The sequence below is a fragment of the Bradyrhizobium lablabi genome (assembly GCF_001440475.1).
Taxonomy (GTDB): domain Bacteria; phylum Pseudomonadota; class Alphaproteobacteria; order Rhizobiales; family Xanthobacteraceae; genus Bradyrhizobium; species Bradyrhizobium lablabi.
In genome coordinates, this window is the sequence record NZ_LLYB01000082.1 from 129,990 (window position 1) to 151,025 (window position 21,036).

The 21,036-nt window shown below is 63.1% G+C and carries 16 protein-coding genes and 1 pseudogene; 11 read left to right on the top strand and 6 right to left on the bottom strand.

The window, feature by feature from the left end; translation table 11 throughout:
- The coding region (locus CQ14_RS23200) for a LuxR C-terminal-related transcriptional regulator (protein WP_082649996.1) at positions 1-2,615 on the bottom strand (2,615 nt) is incomplete at its 3' end.
- 1,159 nt (positions 2,616-3,774) lie between these two features.
- The gene (gene murI, locus CQ14_RS23210; protein WP_057860150.1) at positions 3,775-4,563 is read right to left on the bottom strand and encodes a glutamate racemase; all 789 of its coding nucleotides are present in this window, start codon (positions 4,561-4,563) and stop codon (positions 3,775-3,777) included.
- 311 nt (positions 4,564-4,874) lie between these two features.
- Here murI and CQ14_RS23215 point away from each other — a divergent pair, with 311 nt between their 5' ends.
- Together CQ14_RS23215 and CQ14_RS23220 are read left to right on the top strand one after the other, a co-directional pair.
- Complete coding sequence (locus tag CQ14_RS23215) at positions 4,875-5,225, top strand: cupredoxin domain-containing protein (protein ID WP_082649997.1); 351 nt, start codon at positions 4,875-4,877, stop codon at positions 5,223-5,225.
- 9 nt (positions 5,226-5,234) lie between these two features.
- Entirely contained in the window at positions 5,235-6,068 is an 834-nt protein-coding gene (locus tag CQ14_RS23220; RefSeq protein WP_057860151.1) for an FTR1 family iron permease, read from the top strand.
- On the opposite strand, the gene purB is transcribed toward CQ14_RS23220, so the two are convergent.
- From purB to CQ14_RS23240, 4 genes are all read right to left on the bottom strand, one after another.
- Positions 6,069-7,376 (bottom strand): adenylosuccinate lyase, encoded by a 1,308-nt coding sequence (purB, locus tag CQ14_RS23225; RefSeq protein ID WP_057860152.1) that lies wholly within the window; start codon positions 7,374-7,376, stop codon positions 6,069-6,071.
- Positions 7,377-7,762: 386 nt separating this feature from the next.
- Positions 7,763-11,146 (bottom strand): adenylate/guanylate cyclase domain-containing protein, encoded by a 3,384-nt coding sequence (locus CQ14_RS23230; RefSeq protein ID WP_057860153.1) that lies wholly within the window; start codon positions 11,144-11,146, stop codon positions 7,763-7,765.
- A gap of 341 nt (positions 11,147-11,487) precedes the next feature.
- Positions 11,488-12,141 (bottom strand): response regulator, encoded by a 654-nt coding sequence (locus CQ14_RS23235; protein ID WP_057860154.1) that lies wholly within the window; start codon positions 12,139-12,141, stop codon positions 11,488-11,490.
- A complete protein-coding gene (locus CQ14_RS23240; protein WP_057860155.1) occupies positions 12,141-13,517 on the bottom strand; it encodes a histidine kinase in 1,377 nt (458 codons plus the stop codon). Before CQ14_RS23240 ends, CQ14_RS23235 begins: the two co-directional genes overlap by 1 nt.
- 213 nt (positions 13,518-13,730) lie before the next feature.
- Between CQ14_RS23240 and CQ14_RS23245 the strand changes: the two genes are divergently transcribed.
- From CQ14_RS23245 to CQ14_RS23280, 9 genes and pseudogenes are all read left to right on the top strand, one after another.
- On the top strand, positions 13,731-14,486 hold the full coding sequence (locus tag CQ14_RS23245; RefSeq protein ID WP_057860156.1) for a MotA/TolQ/ExbB proton channel family protein: 756 nt from the start codon (positions 13,731-13,733) through the stop codon (positions 14,484-14,486).
- Entirely contained in the window at positions 14,476-15,147 is a 672-nt protein-coding gene (locus CQ14_RS23250; RefSeq protein WP_057860157.1) for a hypothetical protein, read from the top strand. The genes CQ14_RS23245 and CQ14_RS23250 overlap by 11 nt, the downstream gene beginning before the upstream one ends.
- Complete coding sequence (locus CQ14_RS23255; protein WP_057860158.1) at positions 15,140-15,745, top strand: hypothetical protein; 606 nt, start codon at positions 15,140-15,142, stop codon at positions 15,743-15,745. Before CQ14_RS23250 ends, CQ14_RS23255 begins: the two co-directional genes overlap by 8 nt.
- A 344-nt stretch (positions 15,746-16,089) precedes the next feature.
- The gene (locus CQ14_RS23260) at positions 16,090-16,686 is read left to right on the top strand and encodes a TetR/AcrR family transcriptional regulator (RefSeq protein ID WP_057860159.1); all 597 of its coding nucleotides are present in this window, start codon (positions 16,090-16,092) and stop codon (positions 16,684-16,686) included.
- A 233-nt stretch (positions 16,687-16,919) separates the two neighbouring features.
- A complete protein-coding gene (locus CQ14_RS23265) occupies positions 16,920-17,351 on the top strand; it encodes a hypothetical protein (RefSeq protein ID WP_057860160.1) in 432 nt (143 codons plus the stop codon).
- Positions 17,352-17,722: 371 nt separating this feature from the next.
- Positions 17,723-18,231, top strand: a 509-nt coding sequence (locus CQ14_RS46635; protein ID WP_430650207.1) for an extracellular catalytic domain type 1 short-chain-length polyhydroxyalkanoate depolymerase, incomplete at its 3' end; no start/stop codon positions are given.
- Between the two features lie 54 nt (positions 18,232-18,285).
- A pseudogene (locus CQ14_RS46640) lies at positions 18,286-18,558 on the top strand (extracellular catalytic domain type 1 short-chain-length polyhydroxyalkanoate depolymerase); the annotation flags it as partial.
- A gap of 131 nt (positions 18,559-18,689) precedes the next feature.
- On the top strand, positions 18,690-19,430 hold the full coding sequence (locus CQ14_RS23275; protein WP_057860179.1) for a metallophosphoesterase family protein: 741 nt from the start codon (positions 18,690-18,692) through the stop codon (positions 19,428-19,430).
- Positions 19,431-19,433: 3 nt separating this feature from the next.
- Complete coding sequence (locus CQ14_RS23280; protein ID WP_057860161.1) at positions 19,434-20,855, top strand: bifunctional serine/threonine-protein kinase/universal stress protein; 1,422 nt, start codon at positions 19,434-19,436, stop codon at positions 20,853-20,855.
- Positions 20,856-21,036 lie beyond the last annotated feature (181 nt).

The following is a 21,036-nucleotide window of genomic DNA, read 5'->3' on the forward strand; positions in this document are numbered from 1 at the left end:
TGTGCGACGGCAGGTTCGAGCAGCTCGGCCGCTTCCACAGCGCTTGCGGATGCCGCGTGTGAAGCGTGCGTGTTGTGGTGGCCGACGCCGTTGCCCGATGTGACGTCCGGCTCGGTTGGTTCGCCGGCCACCAATGCCGTTGCAGAGGCCGAGAGCGAAGGGGGCGGCGAGTTGCCATGGTCGTCGCTATTCCCCGGTGCGACGCCAGCTTCGACGGGCTCTGCGACTGCGACCGGGGCGGCGCTTTGTATCCCGAACTGCAGAATTTCAAACCCGGCGATTGCGGGCGCCTTGCCATTCCCGGTTTCCGTAGCCCCCGTGTGCGCGTGGACCGGCTCCGTCTTGAAAGTGAAGTTTTCTTCGGTCAGGACCGTCGCGTGGCTATGAGCAAGCTCGATTGATGATACGTGCACCGGCACAGTGACCGCACGATCGGCGCTCTCCTCGGTTGCATGAGTTGGATGGTCCCCGAAATGGGTGAGCCTGCTCGAAACGTTGGAGCCGATCCGGTCTTGCCCGAAATGGAACCTCAAGCCGTCGTCGGCAGGCATGGTCCAGACACCACCCGTTACCGGCGCGTTCTCGCTCCCAGCCGAGTCCGTAGCCGGGGCGGTGTCTGCCGTGAGAACGGTCCCATCGCTCGCAGTCGCCACCAGCAGCGCAGGATCGATCCCCTTCAAAGCCGCCGCGACAGCAGCCGCATCCGGCTCAGGGACGAAATCCAACGCGGCAACGGACACAACGCCCCGCAAATGGATTTCCAGCAGGCCCGGGTCGCCGATATCAAGGCTGTGCTCCGTCGGATTCACATAGACGATCGTTTCATTGCTCGCGGGATCGTAGATCCAGGCGAGGGTATGCGGCGGCACGGACTTGCTTGCTGACGTCATGTGCAGGAACGCCAGCGCGCCGAAGGCCGCCAGGTTGATCTTGTCCTCCCCCGACGTGAAATCGATGATGGTGTCGAACCGGGTAGCGTTGGAATCGATCGCCGAAAGATAGACAAAGCTGTCGGCATCCTTGCTGCCGGTCAGCTGGTCACCGCCATATCCGCCGATGATGGTATTGTTGCCGTTAATGGTCTCGTTGCCGGACCCTCCGTGGGTCGTGTCGTCTCCACCGGTACCCTTAATCGTATCGTTCCCCGAGCCTCCGCGGATAACATCCGCTAGGCCGGTGCCGTTGAGGGTGCCGTCACCGGCGACGCCATGGAATATTTGGGCCGCTTTACCTTCTCCTGCGACGGTGTCGTGTCCAAACGCGAGCGGCAGACTGGAGTCGTGGGCAACTGGCGCCGAAGCCGGGTTGTCGGCGTCGTTGGGGTCTGCATGGCCGGCGCCATGCACGGTGACCGTCGCCACTTGTGTCGTGCCATCCATGGTGGCGACCGTGGATGTGTCGATCAGCGTTTCGCCCGGGTCGAGTACCTTCACTGCGGCATGGGCGTCGTTGAGTGTGTAGATCCCCACGCCGGCGGCCGTCATGCTGAAGGCGCCATAGCCTCCACGATCCTTTATCGGATTTGAGGCAAGCTCCAGCGGCGGGAACTGCTGTTGCGCCGTGGGGCTGCCGGTCGGGTTAATCGCTGGCAGCAGCGGCGAAAGGAAAAGAGAGGGTGTGCCGGATCCAATCGGGCCGTAGCCTCTCCCGAAGTTGGAGAGGGCGACATGCTCAGCCGCGTGCAGCTCTTCCATTCTCGCCGCCGAGAGCGTCAATTGGTTCGCCTTGATCGGGGAGCCGCTCTGGGTGGGCACGACCGTCTCGCCGGGATCTGCAGCGAAGACGTGTCGAAGGATGGCTTTCTTCCAGAGCTCAAATATGGGGTGCTCAAGATCGTTGTCGGCAGTGCTGTCGTCATCCAGGAAGGCGTTGTTGGCGTCCGATGCCTTGAGGTCGCTCGAAATTGCGAACGCCAGGGCGGCGAGCGCGAGCGTCCCGAGGCCGGTCGACCGTTGCAGCAACGCGATCGTGGCGAGCACGGTCCGGTTACTGATCTCAAGCTTATGAAATATGTTGTAGAGGTGTACTTTGACTGTGCCTCCGGAAACGTTCAGCTTGCGCGCAATTGCCTTGTTCGACAAACCTTCGGCCACCAGTCGTACGATTTCGCGCTCGCGGGGCGTGAGTACCCTCAGCATTTTTTCGATTTTAGCGCCGTCGATTTCCTTCCCGTTTGGCGCGAGGTCTTGAGACGATTTCGGTCGCGCGCTGCTGCGCTCCGTCATCAGCCTCAGGGAGCGCAGAATGGTGTCGGGATTTGCGTACTTCGAAATTGCACTGCAGCCGCCGGCCGCGATTGCCGCAGTCAGCTCGTCGTCTCCTTCGGGTTCGGCAAAGAACGCCAGCTGAGTGGGAAGATTCTCGGCCCTCGCAATAGCGAGGATCTCGGATGCCGTCAGGTCAGGCAACGTGTTATCAACGAGCGCGACGTCGGGTGCCAAACTCCTGATAGCATCGAGGCAGCTTGTTCCGCGGCTACACGACGCAACAATCTCGAAGTCGTGCTGTGCTGCGAACAGGGACTTCAAGCCCTGCAGAACGATCGGTTGTCGATCTGCGATCACCAGCCGGACGCAGCGCGTGAGTGTTCTCTGGTTCGCGGACACATCTAACATAGGCTTGGCCTCGCCTGCCCAGCGCGGTGCCTTGGTCCCCTTGCTATCCCAACGCCAAGTCTAGATTGTCTGGCGCCGGCAGCCCGGGCTACCCGCCGCAATTTCCGAACCGGATAACTCATTGCAAAAGGGGAAGGCGAAAAAGCTGTCATCAATTTGCGTCTTGGTGCGCTGTGAAATGCGTCCAATCCACTGAGAATTCTCAAATATCGTGCGTTCGGAATGAACGCTTTTTTGTATGCAAGCGCGAGTTCTAGCTTGATTGGACTAGACACGTTAATGGCTGATTATGCATGTCGCAGTTGCACCCGGCAAGCTTGGTCATCGTGCACTGGTGTTGAACATTTCTCGCTTTGCCGTATTTTTACGGTCATGGATCGCGAGCGGGAAGAATGGGCAATCCATGAAAAATTGGCGCGCTGTAGACAGCTTGCCAAGCAGTACGTTAGTGAACCAACGGCAACTCACCTTCGGGAATTGGAGGCAGAGTTACTGGCTCAGCTTCGTCGATTGGAGGAGTAGTAAGGCCAGCCAGGCCGCGGCCTCCTGATGGTGCTCCAACACCGCGCCGGGCACAAGCTGTCTCGGAGCTGCAAAGAGGACCGCAGGCGGCCGTAGTACGCCGGCGTGAGAGTTCGTTCCTGAATTGTCTGCATAGTTCTATGAAGACCCGGCCTCGGCAGATGTTCTTACCGGTCGACGCTGGCGAGCCGAGGCTCTGTTCCCTGATGATCCGGCCGCACGTCGGCGCCGCGATGGCCGCAAACCGAGCAGACGAACAGGGCCTCCAGATCGGACAGCCGCAGGCTCTGGGGCCAGCAGTCAGCGTCTATCACAACCGAATGCGAGCACTTGTAGTCGCCGCAGCACACATGCAGCCGGCGAGTGCCGGACCGCCGCATTTGCCCAAGGGTGATCGTCTGCTCAAGTAGCATGTACGAAATTCTGCCAAGGGTCACAGCCAGTCTGAATATGGCATCCGGCATAGATTGACTGAGTGGCACGGGCCGGCGGGGTTGATCCGGAAAGTGGTTCCCGGGCCGCCTGCCCGAGAGTCAAGTAGCGGCGCCGGGCGATACGCCTGAACCCGCGGGTATCGGCTATCGCGGCCGCTGGGCTGCTTTCGGCCGGCTTTTGAATACATGACCCGCAGGCGACTTTACGCCGGGACGCGCCCGCCGAAAAACGGCATCAGCGCGCGGCTCGGCATATGCCGCCGCCGGGAGGTGAAGATCATCTCGGCGCCGGCCTCGTCGCTTTGCCGGCCTGGAGACCCGAGCAGCTCGGATGCGCGGCGGGCAATCGCGGGTGCCGGATCGATCCAGTCGACCGGCCACGGCGCGAGCCGTGTCAGGCGGTCGAGCAACAGCGGATAGTGGGTGCAGGCCAGCACGATGGTGTCGGTGCGGACAGCGTCATCTCCGACAAAGCAGGGGGCAAGTTCGGCGGCGATATCTTCGTCGCGGACATCGTTGCCGCCGAGCGCGGATTCGGCGAGCGAGGCGAGCTCTGCCGATCCCACCAGCGTGACTTCGCAGCCTTGCGCGAAATCGTCGATCAGGCGCCTGGTGTATTCGCGCTTGACCGTGCCCTTGGTGCCGAGCACCGACACGCGCTTGGTCCTCGAGCTGGCGCAGGCTGGCTTGATCGCAGGCACGGTGCCCACGAAGGGCACGCTATAGGCGTTGCGAAGATGCGACATGACCAGTGTGGAAGCGGTGTTGCAGGCAATCACCACCAGCGCAGGGGCGTGGTGCGCGATCAGCTCGCCGACCAGCGGCACCACGCGGGCGATGATCTCATCCTCGCTGTGATGGCCGTAGGGAAAGAACGCATCGTCGGCGACATAGACGTAATGCGCGTCCGGCCGCGCCCGGACGACCTCGCGCAGGACCGTGAGGCCGCCAAGGCCGGAGTCGAAGACGAGGATTTTGGGCGCTGATGACACGCTGCGACCTTAGCCGATGTGCGGTTACCGTTGGGTTGCTTTGAGGGTGCCGACGGGGGGATGCAAGTTGCCGACGGCGATTACGACGATGTGGAACCCATTTGAATCGGCTTGGCAAGGCCGGAAAATTGCTGCGGCCGCCACCCCCGCGTCCACTGGCAGGTTCGACCACGGTGTGAAGGAAGTGCGGCCAAGCGATTGCACCTTTTAGAACTTCTCCAATTTGGAACGGCATTTTGCCCCTTCACGGCGGGGCCGCCGGCGTCGTATCCGGAACGCGGGATAACGCCAGCCAATTTGGAAAAGCCAGCATGTCTTTCTCGCCTCTGCTCTCGAAGCTCACTTTGTGTGCCGCCATTGCGCTCGTTTCGGCCACCGGCACGGCCCAGGCCCAGAGCGCGACCGAGATTCAGCTCAGCTACAAGGACAAGAAATTCGATCCCGCAGAGATCAGCGCGCCCGCCAATGCGCCGATCGTGATCAAGTTGAAGAACCTCGATTCCAAGGCGATGGAATTCGAAAGCAAGACGCTGAAGGTGGAGAAGGTGGTCGCCGGCTCCAGCGACGCCACCATCAATGTCCGCGCCCAGAAGCCCGGTCGCTACGAGTTCTTCGACGAATATAACGAGAAGGTCGCCCGCGGCGCGCTGGTGGTAAAATAAGAAGACGTCGTGATCGCCGCGCTGATCATCGTATTCCGTGAAGTCTTCGAGGCCGGCCTGATCGTCGGCATCGTGCTGGCGGTGACGCGTACCGTGCCGCATCGCAATGCGTGGATCGCCGGCGGCGTGCTCGCGGGCGTCCTGGCGGCCTGCGTGGTCGCGGCTTTCGCCGGGGCGTTGTCAAACCTGTTTGCCGGCATGGGGCAGGAGGTCTTCAACGCCGCGATCCTCATCCTCGCCGTCGTGATGCTCACCTGGCACAATGTCTGGATGGCGCGCCACGGCAAGGAACTCGCCGGCGAATTGTGGGCGGCCGGGAAGGCGGTGGTCGAGGGTTCGAAATCGCTGCTGGCGCTTGCGATCGTGGTCGGCGTTGCGGTGCTGCGCGAGGGCAGCGAGGTCGTGCTGTTCCTTTACGGCGTCCTGGCCGGCGGCAGCGACAGCGGATGGAGCGTGGCGCTCGGCGGACTTGCTGGACTGGTGCTCGGCGCGCTGGTCTGCATGCTGACCTATTTTGGTCTCGTGAAGATTCCGACGCGGGCGCTGTTCACGACCACCACGATCCTGATCGCGCTGTTGGCGGCCGGCATGGCGGCGCAGGCGGCGGCGTTCCTCGAAAAGGCCAATTGGCTGACCGCGCTCGACAACGTCGTCTGGGACTCCGCCTGGCTGCTGTCCGATTCAAGCCTGCTCGGCAAGGCGCTGCACACGCTGATCGGGTACACCGACCAGCCGACCGCGATGCAGCTCGCGGTCTACCTGGCGATCCTGGCGGTGACCTTTGTGCTGATGCGGCTCTATGGGGCGCCGGCGAAGACGGCAACCCCCGCGCCGGCCGAATAATCAGCTCTCGCCGAACACGCGCTTGAAGATCGTGTCGACGTGCTTGAAGTGGTAGCCGAGGTCGAACTGCTCCTCGATTTCGGCATCGCTCAGGTGCTTCTTCACGTCGGGATCTTTCTTCAGCAGCGTCTGGAAGTCGCCTTCGCCGCGCCAGACCGGCATGGCGTTGCGCTGGACGTATTTGTAGGCGTCCTCGCGGCTGGCGCCCTTCTGCGTCAGCGCGATCAGGAGCCGCTGCGAGTGCACGAGACCGCCGAGGCGGTCGAGGTTCTTCTGCATGTTGGCGGGGTAGATCAATAGTTTCTCGATCAGCCCGGCAAGGCGCATCAGCGCGAAGTCGAGCGTCACGGTCGCATCCGGCCCGATCATGCGTTCGGCGGAAGAGTGCGATATATCGCGCTCGTGCCAGAGCGCGACGTTTTCCATCGCCGGCATCGCATAGGCGCGCACCATGCGTGACAGGCCGGTAAGGTTCTCCGACAGCACCGGGTTGCGCTTGTGCGGCATCGCCGACGAGCCCTTCTGGCCCTCGGAGAAGAATTCTTCGGCCTCCAGCACCTCGGTGCGCTGCAGGTGGCGGATTTCGATCGACAGCCGTTCGACGGAAGAGGCGATCACGCCGAGCGTTGCAAAATAAATCGCGTGGCGGTCGCGCGGGATCACCTGCGTCGAGATCGGCTCCGGCTCCAGCCCCATGCCCTTCGCGACGTGCTCTTCGACGCGCGGGTCGATCTGGGCAAAGGTGCCGACGGCGCCCGAGATCGCGCAGGTCGCGACTTCCTTGCGGGCGGCAATCAGGCGCTCGCGGGCGCGGGAGAATTCCGCATAGGCATAGGCCAGCTTGAGACCGAACGTCACCGGTTCGGCATGGATGCCGTGGGAGCGGCCGATGGTCGGGGTCATCTTGTGCTCGAAGGCGCGCTTCTTCAGCGCGGCCAGAACCTTGTCGAGATCGGAGATCAAAATATCGGCGGCGCGGGTGAGCTGGACGTTGAGGCAGGTATCGAGCACGTCGGAGGAGGTCATGCCCTGGTGGACGAAACGCGCCTCGGGGCCGACGATTTCGGCGAGGTGGGTCAGGAAGGCGATGACGTCATGCTTGGTCTCGCGCTCGATCTCGTCGATCCGGGCGACGTCGAAGGTGGCATTCCGGGCCTTGGCCCAGACCGTTTTCGCGGCCTCCTTCGGGATGACGCCAAGTTCCGCTTGCGCATCCGCCGCATGCGCCTCGATCTCGAACCAGATCTTGAAGCGGGTCTGGGGCTCCCAGATGGAGGCCATTTCCGGGCGGGTATAGCGGGGGATCATCGAAAACTCCGGACGAGCAGGGCGGGGCGAGAGGCTATTCCCGCCCGATTTGTTTTTACGCTGCGCTTTAGCAAATCGTGTCGGGGGAGGCCACCCGTACGAGGGCGCGAGAGGGGGAAAACCCAGCCCAGGCAGGTCCGAAAACAGCCCGCCGACATGTACCATGAATCGGGTCTATCTTCAGTCTGGCCACAACTAGCCCCAGGGGGCGAAGGCAGGCATGGACGGCTGCCCGGGTCGCGCCCATGTGCAAATGGCTCGCGATATCGACAGCAGGGATGGCGCCTTGGTCGGGCCTGATGTCGGCTCATCGCTCAACAGCAGCACAAGGCGGACATGGCCGAAGGGCCAATCAACCTCATTTCCCCTGTCGGTCGCGAGCGCCTTCACGCCGCCAATTCGGCAAGCAACGCTTCAGCCTCTTTCAGATCGCGTGTGTCGAACCCTTCAGTGAACCAGCCGTAGACCGGGGCAAGCAATTCGCGAGCTTGCCGCGGCTTGCCCTGGGAGCGCCAAAGACGGGCGAGGCTCATTGCGGCGCGGAGCTCCCAGGATTTGGCCTGTTGTTCGCGGGCTACTGCAAGGGCGCGCTCGAAAAACCTTTCTGAGCTCGGTATGTCGGCAAGGGGCGAGTGGAGCGTGACTTCGCCTGCTATGCGATTGACCTCAGCCTCGTACCAGCGTTCATCGGTACTTTCGACCGCTATCATGGCTTCGCGAATACAGCGTTCCGCATTGTCGAACTGACCGGCTTTCAGATAGGCGCAGGCAAGATAAGACAGATCGGTCGGCGCCCGTAGGGTTGAACCAGTTGACCGACAAGCGTCGCGGCAAGAACGGATCATGCTGATAGCGTCGACCGCGCCGCCGACTTCAGCCAAGAGGTAGCCTTGCGCTCGAATGCCATATGCCTTCCAAAAGGGCGTTCCCTTCTCGTTCGCCAAGACGACGAGTTCGTCCGCCTGCATCTTTGCTCCGGCGTACTTTCCGCACCAAATGTGGGGAAGGAACGCGTAAAATAGAGCCCAAATCAAAGTAGCGGCTTGTCCAAACTCGCGTGCATTCTTTAGACAGTCCTCCGCATTTGCGAGCGCCGCATCCGGATAGCCAAGCAACCAAAAAGTCTGAGATCGAAAGCCCAGACCGGATACCGCAGCATCGATAGCAAAGTGCGTCGCCAGAGAACGGTGCTCAGCCGGGTTGTAGAGCGCAAGAGACCGATTGTAATATGGCAAACTTCCAGCGATATCTCCCGTCGTCATGAGGCTGACACCCGTGATGCGGTTGCCTATCATCAGTGGAGCCGTGGAGGGGCTTTTGTCAGCCAGCGTCAGGAACTGGCGAGCGAGCTCGCGCATCGCCTTGCCATTGACGGCCACGTAGTTGTGGACCCAGAAGGTATAGAGTACCGAGAACAGCAAGAGGGGGTCTTCAGGGTGCTCTCCGAGCATTTCAGCTTGCTGGATTAGCGCGTGCGCCTGTTCCGCCGCAGCCCTGGTCTCCGGCGCGGCGAAACCCCTCACATGAATGAGCGGCGTAATCAGCGCCACCTGAAGCCTAATTTGCTCACGGCGCAGCGCGGATGTGCCGGGTAAACTGGCTATCAGGTCGAGAGCATGCGTGAACTGCTCTGCGGCCTCGACCAGCGCCGAGCGCTCCAGCGACCGCTGTCCTGCCTTGCCCCACCACTCGATGGCCGCTTCGCTGAGCCCGGCTTGAGTGAAGTGATGCGCCAACAGCTCCGGCGCGGCCGCGCAGGTGGCGGCAAAATCATCGCGCAACGCTTCGCCGACGCGGCAGTGCAAGACCCGGCGTCGACTCTTAAGTAAATTCTCGTAGGCCGCATCCTGGATGAGCACATGCTTGAAGCGATATTCAGCCTCCGGTGGCAGGCCTTGCACAAGCAGAATGCCTGCCTCGACGAGCCGTTCCAGCGCCGCCTGAAGGTGCACGTCTTCCGTCCCTGCCACAGCACGAAGGAGCGGATAGGAAAAGTCGCGCCCGATGACGGCACCGATCTGCGCCACGTCGCGCGCTGGGCCAAGCCGATCGAGCCGGGCCGCCAATGATTGTTGCAGCATCGGCGGGATCACATGAGTATTACCATTCTCGCCGCGCTCTAATAGAAGCCGGGTCACTTCCTCAATGAACAGCGGCACGCCGCCAGTGCGCTCGGTAACGCCATCAATCACTTCCTTCGGCAGCGCATGGCGGGCCGCAAGCTCGCCAACCATGTGGCGCACCTGCGAGCGATCAAGCGGAGCCAAGGAGATCGTGGTGTGATGCGAGCGCATGCTCCATGGCGGCCGGAACTCCGGCCGGGCGGTGATCAGAACACACAAGGGTCCTAACGCACCGCGCTCGGCGATGGCGCGCAAGAGATCGAGTGTGGTCGGATCAACCCAATGCACGTCTTCCACTGCCAGCACCGCCGGCTGACTTCGCGCGCCGGCCATGACCCAATTGGTGAGCGCCATCAGCTGTTGGCGCCGCAATTCTTCGGGCGCCAAGGTTGAAGGACGCTCCTGTGGCAGCGGAATATCCAACAATGGCGCGAGTAAGGGAGCATTCTGCGCGGGGTCGAGCTTGACCAATTCCAGCGTATTCTCGAGGTCCGCCAGACGCTGTTCGGCGGGTATGTCGGCGCCGCCGAAGCGCTGGCGGCCCCAATCGGCAATCGGGTGCAGCGACGTGCTTTGCAGAAGCTGCGAGCAACTCCATTCGACCCAAGTGTGCGGCTCTTCGCGCAGCCGCGGATGGAATTCCTCGATCAGCCGGGTTTTTCCCAATCCCGGCTCGCCCACGATCATCACCAATTGACCGTCACCCCGCCGCGCCCTTTCCCAACGCCGCATCAATATCGCGACTTCTTCCTCGCGACCCACCAGCGGCGTGAGATGACGCTGTCTCGCGCGGCGTCCGCCACCGCTCGCCCGTACGAGCCGGTACAGCGTCACCGGCTCCGGCACGCCCTTGAGTCGATGGCTGCCGCGTTCCTCAACGACGAACAAACCGGCGACCTGGTGCTGCACCCGCGCTGTCACTACGACCGTAGCTGGCTCCGCCAGCGCCTGCACCCTCGCCGCAATATTAGGCGCGTCACCGTAAATCTCGCCCGCCGGATCGACCACAACCGCGCCGGTTTCAATCCCGATGCGTGCGTTAAGCGCCGGCTTGCCAATATCAGCGTTCCTGCGGTTCACCTCAGCGAGCGCCCGCTGGATCGAGAGCGCAGCCCGCGCCGCTCGCTCGGCGTCGTTCTCCTGTGCCACCGGATAACCGAACAGAACCATTAGCCCGTCGCCCATCTTTCTGGCGACATGGCCGCCCATCTCGGTCGCAGCAGCGCAGGCGGCATCGAGATAAGCGCAGACGAGGTCGCGCCACTCCTCGGCATCGAGCTGCGCGGCTATGCCGGTCGAGTCGACGAGATCACAGAACATCACCGTGATGTAGCGGCGCTCACCGCTGACCTCGGCTGCGGCGGTGATCGGCCGTGGCGTTGCGGCCGGGACTGGCGCTGACGCGATGGGTGCGTGACGTGGCGCCGCAGTTGCCGCGACGGGCTCGGCCGGTGCGTTCTTCTCAATTCCATCAATGTAGGCAATCGCGCGCAACATTTTTCGGCGATCACCGAGGACGACACCAAGATCTTTCAGGTCCTGGTCGGTCAGTTCGCGAAGGACCGAGAACTCAATGTGGTTGTCAGCAAAACACTGGGCATACTCGGACATGCCGAGCTTTTCGAGCCAGTCGGCAATTTGCTGCATGGCGGCCCCCTACGGACTTAACGCTATCCCGGGTTGAACCGACGGAAAGTCTACCACACGCGCCGACTTATTGCAGTGTCCGCAGGGGCATGTCCGATAGGGTCAGAAGCGGCGTCCTGGACCGCGCAACCGGAAGTAATCTCGCTGATTTTGGCCGTCTGGCTCACGATAGCGATGCATTTCATCTTTGATGATTGCTGCGCCCGCAGTACGAACGGCCAAGCCGCCACTCCGCCACCGAGAAGTATTCCTTTGACGGATGATCGAGGGCTTCGCGGTCATAGCCGCACTTCTCAGTCAGCAGTTTGAAGTTTGACGCTTCGCCGTGTGGTGCGAGAGCGCTAAAGGCTCGCCAGCCCGCACTCCACGGCAAGCCTGACAAGCTGGGCATCGGTGCGCATGCCGGTCTTGGTCTTGATCAGGTAGTGGTAGTTCTGCACGGTCTTGATGCTGAGGTTGAGGTTGGCGGCGATCTGCTCCGTGGTCGCGCCGGCGGCCAGTTGTCGCAAAATCTCGATTTCCCGCTCGCCGAGCTGGTCGAGGGCCGATCCCGAAGGGGAGAGGCTTTCCAGCGCCAGCACGCGGGCGATGTCATCGCTGATCGCCTGCTCGCCGCGGATGATCGCGCGGATCGCCCGGATCAGCTCGGCAGGGGCGGAGCCTTTGGTCACATAGCCGTTTGCCCCGGCATTGAAGGCTGCCTTCACCTGCGCCGCCTCGCAATGCATGCTGAAGACGAGAATGCGGGTGCTGGAGCTGCGCGAGCGGATGTTCCTGACAGCTTCGAGGCCGCTGGCGCCCGGCATCAAGATGTCCATCACCACGACCGCGGGAGCGTGCGCCTTGAATGCACGGTAGGCGTCGGCCGCGTTGTCGGCCTCGGCTACCACATGGAAATCGTCCTGATGTTCGAGGACGCGCCGATAGCCTTGCCGGACCACGGGATGGTCGTCGACGAGCAGGATCGAAATGCCTTGCGTCTGCGGCGCGGTCATCAGGCTGCAAGCGGGATGGTCGCGGCTACGCTCACCCCGCGATGGGCATCCGCGATCGACAGCGAGCCGCCCAGTGCTGTGATCCTCTCGCGAATGCCCGTCAGCCCGAAGCCGGTCGACGCCGCCACCCTGGCTGCATCGCCGCCGCCATCGTCCTCGACATGGACCAGCAGCGCGTTCTCCGTTCCCGTGCGCCGCTCGATCCGGAGCACGATCTCGCGCGCCGAACTGTGCCGCAGGGAGTTGGTCAGGCACTCCTGGGCGACCCGATAGGCGGTCGCAGCCACGGTGCCGCGGACGTCGCCGAGATCGCCCTTGAGGTCGAGCTGGATCATCGGCTGCGCTGAAGTCCGCGACCGCCAGCTATCGACGAGATCGACAAGGCAGGCTTCCAGCCCGAGTTCCTCGGCGGGCGGGTGGCGCAGGCGGTTCAGCGCATCCCGCAGGCTGGCCATGATGCGATGGGTGGCCTGCGAGATCATCCGTGCGTCCTCGGCAATCTCGCCCTTGTTCTGGTGCTGCGTCTGTGCGCCGGCGGCCTCGATCGTGTTGGCAAAGGCCAGGATCGCGGTCAGGTTCTGCCCGAACTCGTCGTGCAATTCGCGGGCAAGCGCGCGCCGCTCGTCGCTGCGGATTTCCAATAGACGCCGGGTCAGCGCGGCGCGTTCCTCCATGGACTGCGCGAGGCGGTCGCCGAGATCGCCGACGGCCTGTCCGATCATGGCAAGTTCCATCGACCGGAAGCGAGGCAGTGACGGCCGGTATTGGCCGCGGGCCATGCGCTGCAGGGCGGTGACGATCTGCTGTGCGGGCGCCAGCGTATGCGCGATCGCCAGCGATGCGAGAAGCGCGATGGCCAGCGCCATCAGCAAAGCGAGGTTGATGTTGTCGAGGACGTGTTGCCAGGCCAGCGCGATGGCGGCATCCGGATTGGGCGTGGCCGAGACACTGCCTGCATTGGCGGCGCGCGTGCTGATCGGCCGGACCACCGGAGCGTGACTGCCGAGCAGAGTGTGCACGGCGGCCGCGAACCAGAACGGCGGAGTTTGGCCGATCCCCTTGCTCTGGCCGCAGAGCGGCCCCTCGAACGCGCCGGCGGGCTCGATCCTAACGCAGATGCCCGGCGAAATCAGGCTCATCGTTTGAATGGTGCGCCATTCCGGCACCGGCAGCAGCTGCTCGCGCATTCTGCTGCTGCGCAACATCAATTCGCGCCAGTACAGCGCTTCGAGCGCGACCGAGACGCGTTCGGCGGAAGCGGCCGTGGCGCGATCGACGCTGCGATAGGCGTCGATGGTCGCCCAGATGGTGGCTGCTCCAAGGCATAGCGTGACGATGATAAAGAGGCGGGCGACGAGTTGAAGCACGAGGCGCATACGATCACTCCGCGGCGTGTCGGTAACCTAACAGCACCCCCGATTGGCGCCAATTGCAAGCGGGCGGCGCGCTGCAACTCGGGAAATTTTCCCAACAAACCCTGGGCGTATCTCTTTGGACGCAACCGGCGCGGCTGATCTAACAAAGGCCGGAGGCCCGTTCGCTGTCCGGTATCGGGTGAAGCCTGCGGTTTGCCCAGGGAGCTGCGCAGCATGAGTGCCACGGCAAGCGCCGACACCTTATCGTCCGCGGAGACGTCGGAACGCAGCGTCCTGCTGTTGTGGATGATCTTCACCGGGCTCTCGGTTTTCGCCGTGGTCGTCTTATGGCGATACGGCTTGCTCCATCTGATGGTCGTTTCAGACCGAACCTATATTTCGAGCGTCATCGCCGTTCTCTACATCCTTACCTGCGGCCATTGTTTCTGGCGCAGCCGCGCGATCGCGCGCGAGGGTGAGATCACGCGACGCTGCCGTGCTATCCTGTCGGCTTCCGGGGAGCCAAGGGGGCTCGATGACATGCGTGCGCTTCCGGGCGGCCTGGTGCCGGATCACATCCGCAACCTGGTGATGAAGGCGCAGGCTCAGCCCGCCGGGCGGATCGACCAGACGCTCTTGCTGCGCTCGCTCGCCGATCGCCTGCGCGGCTCCAACGGGTTTGGCGCCTTCGTATCCGACACGCTGATGAAGCTCGGCCTGCTCGGCACCATCATCGGCTTCATCATCATGCTGGCGCCGATTGCAACGCTGGATGCGGCCGACAAGGCCGCGATGAAATCGTCGATGGGCCTGATGAGCGACGGCATGGCGGTCGCCATGTACACGACGCTGGCGGGCCTGATCGGCTCCATCCTCGTCAAGATTCAATACTACATGCTGGATGCCGCGACCCAGCGGGTGTTTTCCGACGCCGTCATGCTGACCGAGACGCACGTCACGCCCACGCTGGAACGCCGCCATGATGGATGATTTCGGTCTCTATCCGCGCGAGGAGCCGTTCGATCCGCTCGGCGTGATGCTGTTCAAGGCGCTTCAGGTGATCGCGTTCCTGTTCTTCCTGGCGCTGCTGGCGGTCTCGCCGGATGCCAAGGACGGCAAGATCGATTCCAAGGCCGAGTTCATCATCACCATGGACTGGCCCGACAATCATCCAGATGACCTCGACCTGTTCGTGCAGGATCCCGCCGGCAACATCGCCTGGTACCGCCGCCGCGAGGCCGGCTTCCTCACGCTCGACCGCGACGATCGCGGCGGCGCCAACGATTTCATCGTCGTCAACGGCAAGAAGATTCATTCGCCGATCCGGGAGGAAATCGTCACCGTGCGCGGTGTCGTCCCCGGAGAGTATACGGTCAACATCTCGCACTTTCAGGCCACCACCGGCCAGCCCGTCGCGGTGAATGTGAAGGTCCAGAAACTCAATCCGACCGCGCAGGTGATCTTCGACGACCGGCTGACGGTGGACCACACCGGCGACGAAAAGACCGCGCTGCGCTTCTGGCTCGATGCCGAGGGCAAGGTGGTCGACGTTCAGCAGCGGCACAAGTCGCTGATGGAGACGTTCCGCAATGTCCGCGCCAACGGCGCGGACCTCGATCCGAAAACCGGTGTCAGGATGCGCCGTGAATAATTTGCAATCGGTCGTCCTCACGCTCTCCATCAGCTACGCGCTGATCGGCGCGCTGCTGCTGATTGTCCTCGTCTATGCGCGGCTGCCCTGGTCGGCCAAGGCGGTCGCGGTGGTCGTGACCAGCGCGTTCTACATTGCGAGCTTCATCGGCGTTCGCGGATTGCTGGGCTGGGCCAGCGTCGACGCGCTGCCCGCAAGCTTCAAGTTGCTGCAGGCCCGGATCGTGGAGCCGCACTCGCTGGAGGGCGATCCGGGCTCGATCTACCTCTGGGTCGAGGCGCTCGACGAGGACAATCGGCCGAGTGGCATCCCGCGGGCTCATCGGCTTCCCTATAGCGACAGGCTCGCGCAAAAGACCGACAAGGCGGCCAGCGAGATCGCCGCCGGGCGGCCGCAGGGGGGCCGCGCCGCCGATTTTGGCGATGGCGGGGGTAACATTCTCCAGGCCGCCCGGCAGTACATCACGCCGACAGCGATCATCGATACGTCGGGAGGCGATCCCTCGACGGGTGGGGGGCTTGCTGTGCCGAACGATGGCGATGGCGTGTCGTTTACGCCGCTGCTTCCGCCGCGGATGCCGCCGAAGGACCAGCAGTAGGTTTCGGCGGGGACGGGAGAGGCCCTCGCAAGGCCGGTCAATCACGGATTATTGACTGACAGATATTGAAATCTGTCAGCGAGAAATGCTATATCCATTGGCGACGCCGGTATTGGGCGTCACCCGGCTCGTTGGCACTGAGCCGGGGACTTGCAAAGGACTACCGTTATGACTGCCCAACTCATTCATCTGGCTACCCAAATCCAGCGCTGGCTCGACCAGAGCGTTGCCCGTCATCTGGCCGCCCAGGCCGAGCGGCTGGAACCGGCGAAACATTAAGCTCGTCCGGGGCATTACAGGGGGATTAGAATGACCACCCGTCCGATCGTTTCGCAGGTGCGTGCATGAACGAAGTCGTGGTTCTGACCCCCGAGCGGATCCTGGAAGTTACCGAGGACGTTCTGCGCCGTTATGGGCTCGCCAAGGCAACGGTGGTGGATGTCGCCCGTGCGCTCGATGTCAGCCACGGCAGCGTCTACCGCCATTTCCCCAGCAAGGCCTCGTTGCGCGAGGCGGTGGCCAAGCGCTGGCTCGACCGTCTCAGCGCGCCGCTCATGAAGGTCGCGGAAGCGTCCGGCCCGGCGGCGGCGCGGCTCGACAAGTGGCTGCGCACGATGTTCGCGATCAAGCACGAGCGGCTCGGCGACGATCCCGAAATGTTTGCGACCTACCTGACGCTGGCGCGCGAGGCCTGCAAGGCCGTGTCCTGCCACAAGGACTGCCTGGTCGATCAGATCGCCCTGATCCTGTCAGACGGCGTGAAGCAGGGCGCGTTTGAGGTCGCCGACGTCAAGGCGACGGCGCGCGCCATTTTCGACGCCACCAGCCGCTTCCACCATCCCGCCCATGCCGAGGAATGGAACGAGCCCGGTGCCCCGGCGCGGATCGACGCGCTCCTTGGGCTGCTGCTCAAGGGGCTGGAAGTGCCGCGCAAGCGGTGACGATCCTTCTGAAACCGAAGCTGTAAAGGCCAAGCTTTACGTGAAGTCTGATTTTCTGGGCCCGCTTCGGCGGGCCCTCGCTTTTCTCGTGGGTCGATCCTCGGGAGGCGAGGTCTCAGACACGACTCAGTCGATGTCCTGACGAACATCAGAATAAAGCCTGCTTTCTAAGTGGCGGGACCTTGAACACACTCCCAGGCCATCCATATGCCATCCAAGCAGATGGTGTTTGGATGGAGAAAATCGTGATGAGTAGTGTACGGGAACTTCGACCCAAGCCGCCTGAAACAGAAAAAATCACGATCAATCTTGGCTATGTCGACCTTGGTCACGTTGATCTTATGGTTCAGGAAGGGTTCTACTCCAACCGGACCGATTTCATCCGGACGGCGGTCAGGAACCAGCTCGAACGTCACGCCGACGTAGTAAGGCAGTCAACGGCCCGGAAAAGTCTGGACCTCGGACTACGAAACTACACTCGCGAGGATCTCGAAGCGGTGCAGCGAGCCGGCGAGACGCTGCACATCAATGTTCTGGGCCTTGCCAGCATCTCCCAAGACGTCACGCCCGAGCTCGCTCGCGCGACCATTGCCTCAGTCTCTGTGCTGGGGGCATTGCATGCCAGTCCGGCGGTCAAGGCCGCCCTCGCCGACAGGATACGGTGAAGGCGATGCTGAACCAGGACATCATTCGTGAGGCGACACGCCTCACGCGCGCGGGCCAGCTCGTTGAGGCCACGGCGCTCCTTCAGCGCATGCTTCGCGGCGAGAGCGCGCCAGACGGGCGATCGCGTACCGGCAGTCATATCGTCCTTACAGGACGCCAACCACTAATCATTGATGCGAAGGCCAATCCTATTGAGGAGGCGGATAGTCATCCTCAATTAGGGCAAGCAAACTCCGCACAACCGCGCGCGCACCGGGCGTTACTGGATAGCAAAAAGGGGCGCTCTGGGATCGGACTGCGAGGTGTGATTGAGCGCGCCCGGCCGTCCACACCGGACATCGTGCCGGAGGGCGCCCGGTTCATCGAAGGCATGTACAGCAGTCCCGCGGGAAGTCGTGCCTACAGGCTTTTCATCCCGAGCCGCTATCGGGAGCGACCGCTTCCGTTGGTCGTCATGCTTCACGGCTGTACTCAGTCGCCGGAAGATTTCGCCGCCGGTACGAGGATGAACTTGATCGCCGAGGAACAAAATTGCTTTGTGGTCTATCCTGCTCAGCCCAGCCAGGCCAACCAGGCGAAATGCTGGAACTGGTTTCGCAAAGCCGACCAGCAGCGAGGCAGAGGTGAACCGTCGCTTATCGCGGGTATCACTCGCCAAATCATGCGCGACTATTCAGTTGATCGAAAGCGCGTCTACGTTGGTGGGCTGTCGGCCGGAGCGGCCGCCGCGGCTATCATGGGAGCAACATACGACGATCTGTACGCGGCAATCGGTATACATTCTGGCCTCGCGTGCGGGGTTGCCACGGATCTTCCCTCTGCGCTTGTCGCGATGCGACAAGGCGGCTCCGATCACAAGGTCATTTCAGGTGGCCGGACNACCTGTCCCGACCATTGTTTTTCACGGCGATCGCGACACTACCGTTCATCCANAACAACGGCGGCCAAATTCTTGAGCAGTCTGTGAGAACGATCAGCACACAGAAGAAGGTGCATCGCGGGCAAGTATCCGGAGGGCATGCCTATACCCGGACGATCCTGAGCGACGCGAGCGGACGTGGAATGTTGGAGCACTGGAATATCCACGGGGCCGGACACGCATGGTCCGGAGGCAGCGCTGCGGGCTCCTACACTGATCCGCGAGGACCGGACGCAACGAGGGAAATGCTTCGTTTTTTCCTCGAGCATTCGCTCCCAGAGGAGTAGGGCCGCTCGACCTGATCAGCCTGACGGTCAGCAGGTGCACCTGGTCTGATTGCACGCCACAAGCGGCCTGTTGTTTGATATCCATCAACACACGCGCAGGCATGGGCGCGATGATGGATGCGGAGGAAAATGTGCGGCTGGCTATCTTTGCCGATATCCACGCCAACCGGCAGGCGTTCAGCGCGTGCCTCAATGCCGCGCGCGCCCGTGGCGCGGAGCGGATCGTCTGCCTCGGCGATGTCGTCGGTTATGGCGCCGATCCCGAATGGGCGGTCGATACCGTGATGGGCCTCGTCGACGATGGCGCGCTCGCGGTCATCGGCAATCACGATCATGCCGTCAGTACCCCATCGGAGAACATGAATGCCGCAGCCACGGCTGCGATCGAGTGGACGCGCGGCAGGCTGAGTGCGCCGCAGCGGCGCTTTCTCGCCGAATTACCCCTGACGCACCGCGACGACGATCGCCTCTACGTGCACTCCGAAGCATCGCATCCGGCTCGCTGGCGCTACGTCCGCGACACGCCGGATGCCGCGCGCAGCATCGAGGCCACCGACGCCCATGTCACCCTGTGCGGACATATCCACCGGCCGGCGCTCTATTCGATGTCGCCGGCGGCGAAGATGACGAGCTTTATCCCGACCACGGACGTGCCGGTGCAATTGCTCGGCGGCCGGCGCTGGCTCGCCGTTCTCGGCTCCGTCGGGCAGCCGCGCGACGGCGACCCGGCGGCCTCGTTCGCAATGTTCGACACGACCTCGCGCGAGATCACCTATTGCCGCGTGCCTTATGATGTGGAGGCGGCGGCGGATCGGATTCGCGCCAACGGCCTGCCGCATTGGCTGGCCGATCGTTTGCTGATGGGGAAGTAAGGGATGGCGAAGCCTGCAATCGCGCCCGGCGCAGAATTTGACGGCTTCACGATCGGCGAGCGCGTCCACCAGGGCGGCATGGCGACGCTGTGGACCGTGACCCATCCCGGCATCACCGTGCCGATATTGATGAAAGTGCCGCGGGTTTCCGAGGGCGAGGATCCGGCCGCCATCGTCTCTTTCGAAATGGAGCAGATGATCCTGCCGCGGCTGGCCGGGCCGCACGTGCCCGGCTGCTTCGGCAGCGGCGATTTCAGCCGTCAGGCCTACGTCGTCATGGAGCGCATCCCCGGCAAAACGCTTCTGAGCCGGATCGACAAGCTGCCGATACCCTATGAAGAGGCGAGGGTGATCGGGGGCAAGATCGCGACCGCGCTCGCTGACCTGCACCGGCAGAACGTCATCCACCACGACATCAAGCCGAGCAGCATCATGTTTCGTCCCTCAGGCGAATGCGTGCTGATCGATTTCGGCCTGTCGCATCATAACCAGTTGCCGGACCTGCTGCAGGAAGAATTCCGTCTGCCTTACGGCACCGCGCCCTATATGGCGCCGGAGCGCCTGCTCGGCGTCCGCGACGATCCGCGCAGCGATCTGTTTTCGCTCGGCGTGCTCCTGTACTTCTTCACCACCGGCGAGCGGCCGTTCGGCGAGAGCGAAACGCTGCGCGGCATGCGACGGCGGCTGTGGCGCGATCCCTATCCGCCGCGCCAATTGCGGCCGGACTACCCGCCCTGGCTGCAGGAAATCGTGCTGCGGTGCCTGGAGATCGAGCCGGTGTGGCGTCATCCGACGGCTTCACAATTGGCGTTCGATCTCGCCCATCCCGACCAGGTCAAGCTGACGGCGCGCTCCGAGCGGCTAAAGCGCGATCCGCTCAGCACGGTATGGCGCCGCCGCTTCAATCAGGGCGTGGCCGTGCCGAAATCGAAATCCGATGTGGCGGCGCAACTGGCGTCGGGGCCGATCGTGGTCGTCGCGCTCGACACCGAGGAGGGGTCGCCGATGCTCAACGATTGCCTGCGCCGGACTGCCGCCCAGCTGCTCTCGACATTGCCGTCGGCGCGGCTTGCCTGCCTGAACGTGCTCAAGCTCGGCCGCATCACGATCGACCGGACGCTCGACGAGCAGGGCAACAACAAGCATATCGACCGCATGGTCGCGCTCCGGCATTGGGCGCAGCCGCTGGAGCTCGACGAAGGCCGGCTTACGGTGCACGTGCTGGAGGCCATCGATCCCGCCGCCGCAATCCTGGAATTCACCCGGGTCAACAATGTCGATCACATCGTGATGGGCGCGCGACAGAATTCAATGCTGCGCACGCTGCTCGGCAGCGTTGCCGGCAAAGTCGCCGCCGAAGCCGCCTGCAGCGTAACGGTGGTGCGGCCGCCGCGGTCGGCAGTGATGGGGGAAGGCGAGGGGTAGCGCCGGATCGAGGTGCGCATTCACTCGAGTGTCTGGACCGGCGGCGCCTTTGAGCGCGGCGGGTTCGGCGCGGGATAGCTCGTGGCGCGGCCGCTTCGTTCGACCGGACCGGCGGATGCGGGGCCGACGGCTTCGGCCCGCGCGCCGCGCACGCTGTCACGCGATGCCTGACGGCGGTGCC

What these genes read in the sequence shown, in the direction of transcription:
- CQ14_RS23215 (WP_082649997.1), top strand. Translation starts at nt 4,875, where the DNA reads ATGTCTTTCTCGCCTCTGCTCTCGAAGCTCACTTTGTGTGCCGCCATT.
- purB (WP_057860152.1), bottom strand. Translation starts at nt 7,376, where the DNA reads ATGATCCCCCGCTATACCCGCCCGGAAATGGCCTCCATCTGGGAGCCC.
- CQ14_RS23230 (WP_057860153.1), bottom strand. Translation starts at nt 11,146, where the DNA reads ATGCAGCAAATTGCCGACTGGCTCGAAAAGCTCGGCATGTCCGAGTAT.
- CQ14_RS23235 (WP_057860154.1), bottom strand. Translation starts at nt 12,141, where the DNA reads ATGACCGCGCCGCAGACGCAAGGCATTTCGATCCTGCTCGTCGACGAC.
- CQ14_RS23240 (WP_057860155.1), bottom strand. Translation starts at nt 13,517, where the DNA reads ATGCGCCTCGTGCTTCAACTCGTCGCCCGCCTCTTTATCATCGTCACG.
- CQ14_RS23245 (WP_057860156.1), top strand. Translation starts at nt 13,731, where the DNA reads ATGAGTGCCACGGCAAGCGCCGACACCTTATCGTCCGCGGAGACGTCG.
- CQ14_RS23250 (WP_057860157.1), top strand. Translation starts at nt 14,476, where the DNA reads ATGATGGATGATTTCGGTCTCTATCCGCGCGAGGAGCCGTTCGATCCG.
- CQ14_RS23260 (WP_057860159.1), top strand. Translation starts at nt 16,090, where the DNA reads ATGAACGAAGTCGTGGTTCTGACCCCCGAGCGGATCCTGGAAGTTACC.
- CQ14_RS23265 (WP_057860160.1), top strand. Translation starts at nt 16,920, where the DNA reads ATGGAGAAAATCGTGATGAGTAGTGTACGGGAACTTCGACCCAAGCCG.
- CQ14_RS23280 (WP_057860161.1), top strand. Translation starts at nt 19,434, where the DNA reads ATGGCGAAGCCTGCAATCGCGCCCGGCGCAGAATTTGACGGCTTCACG.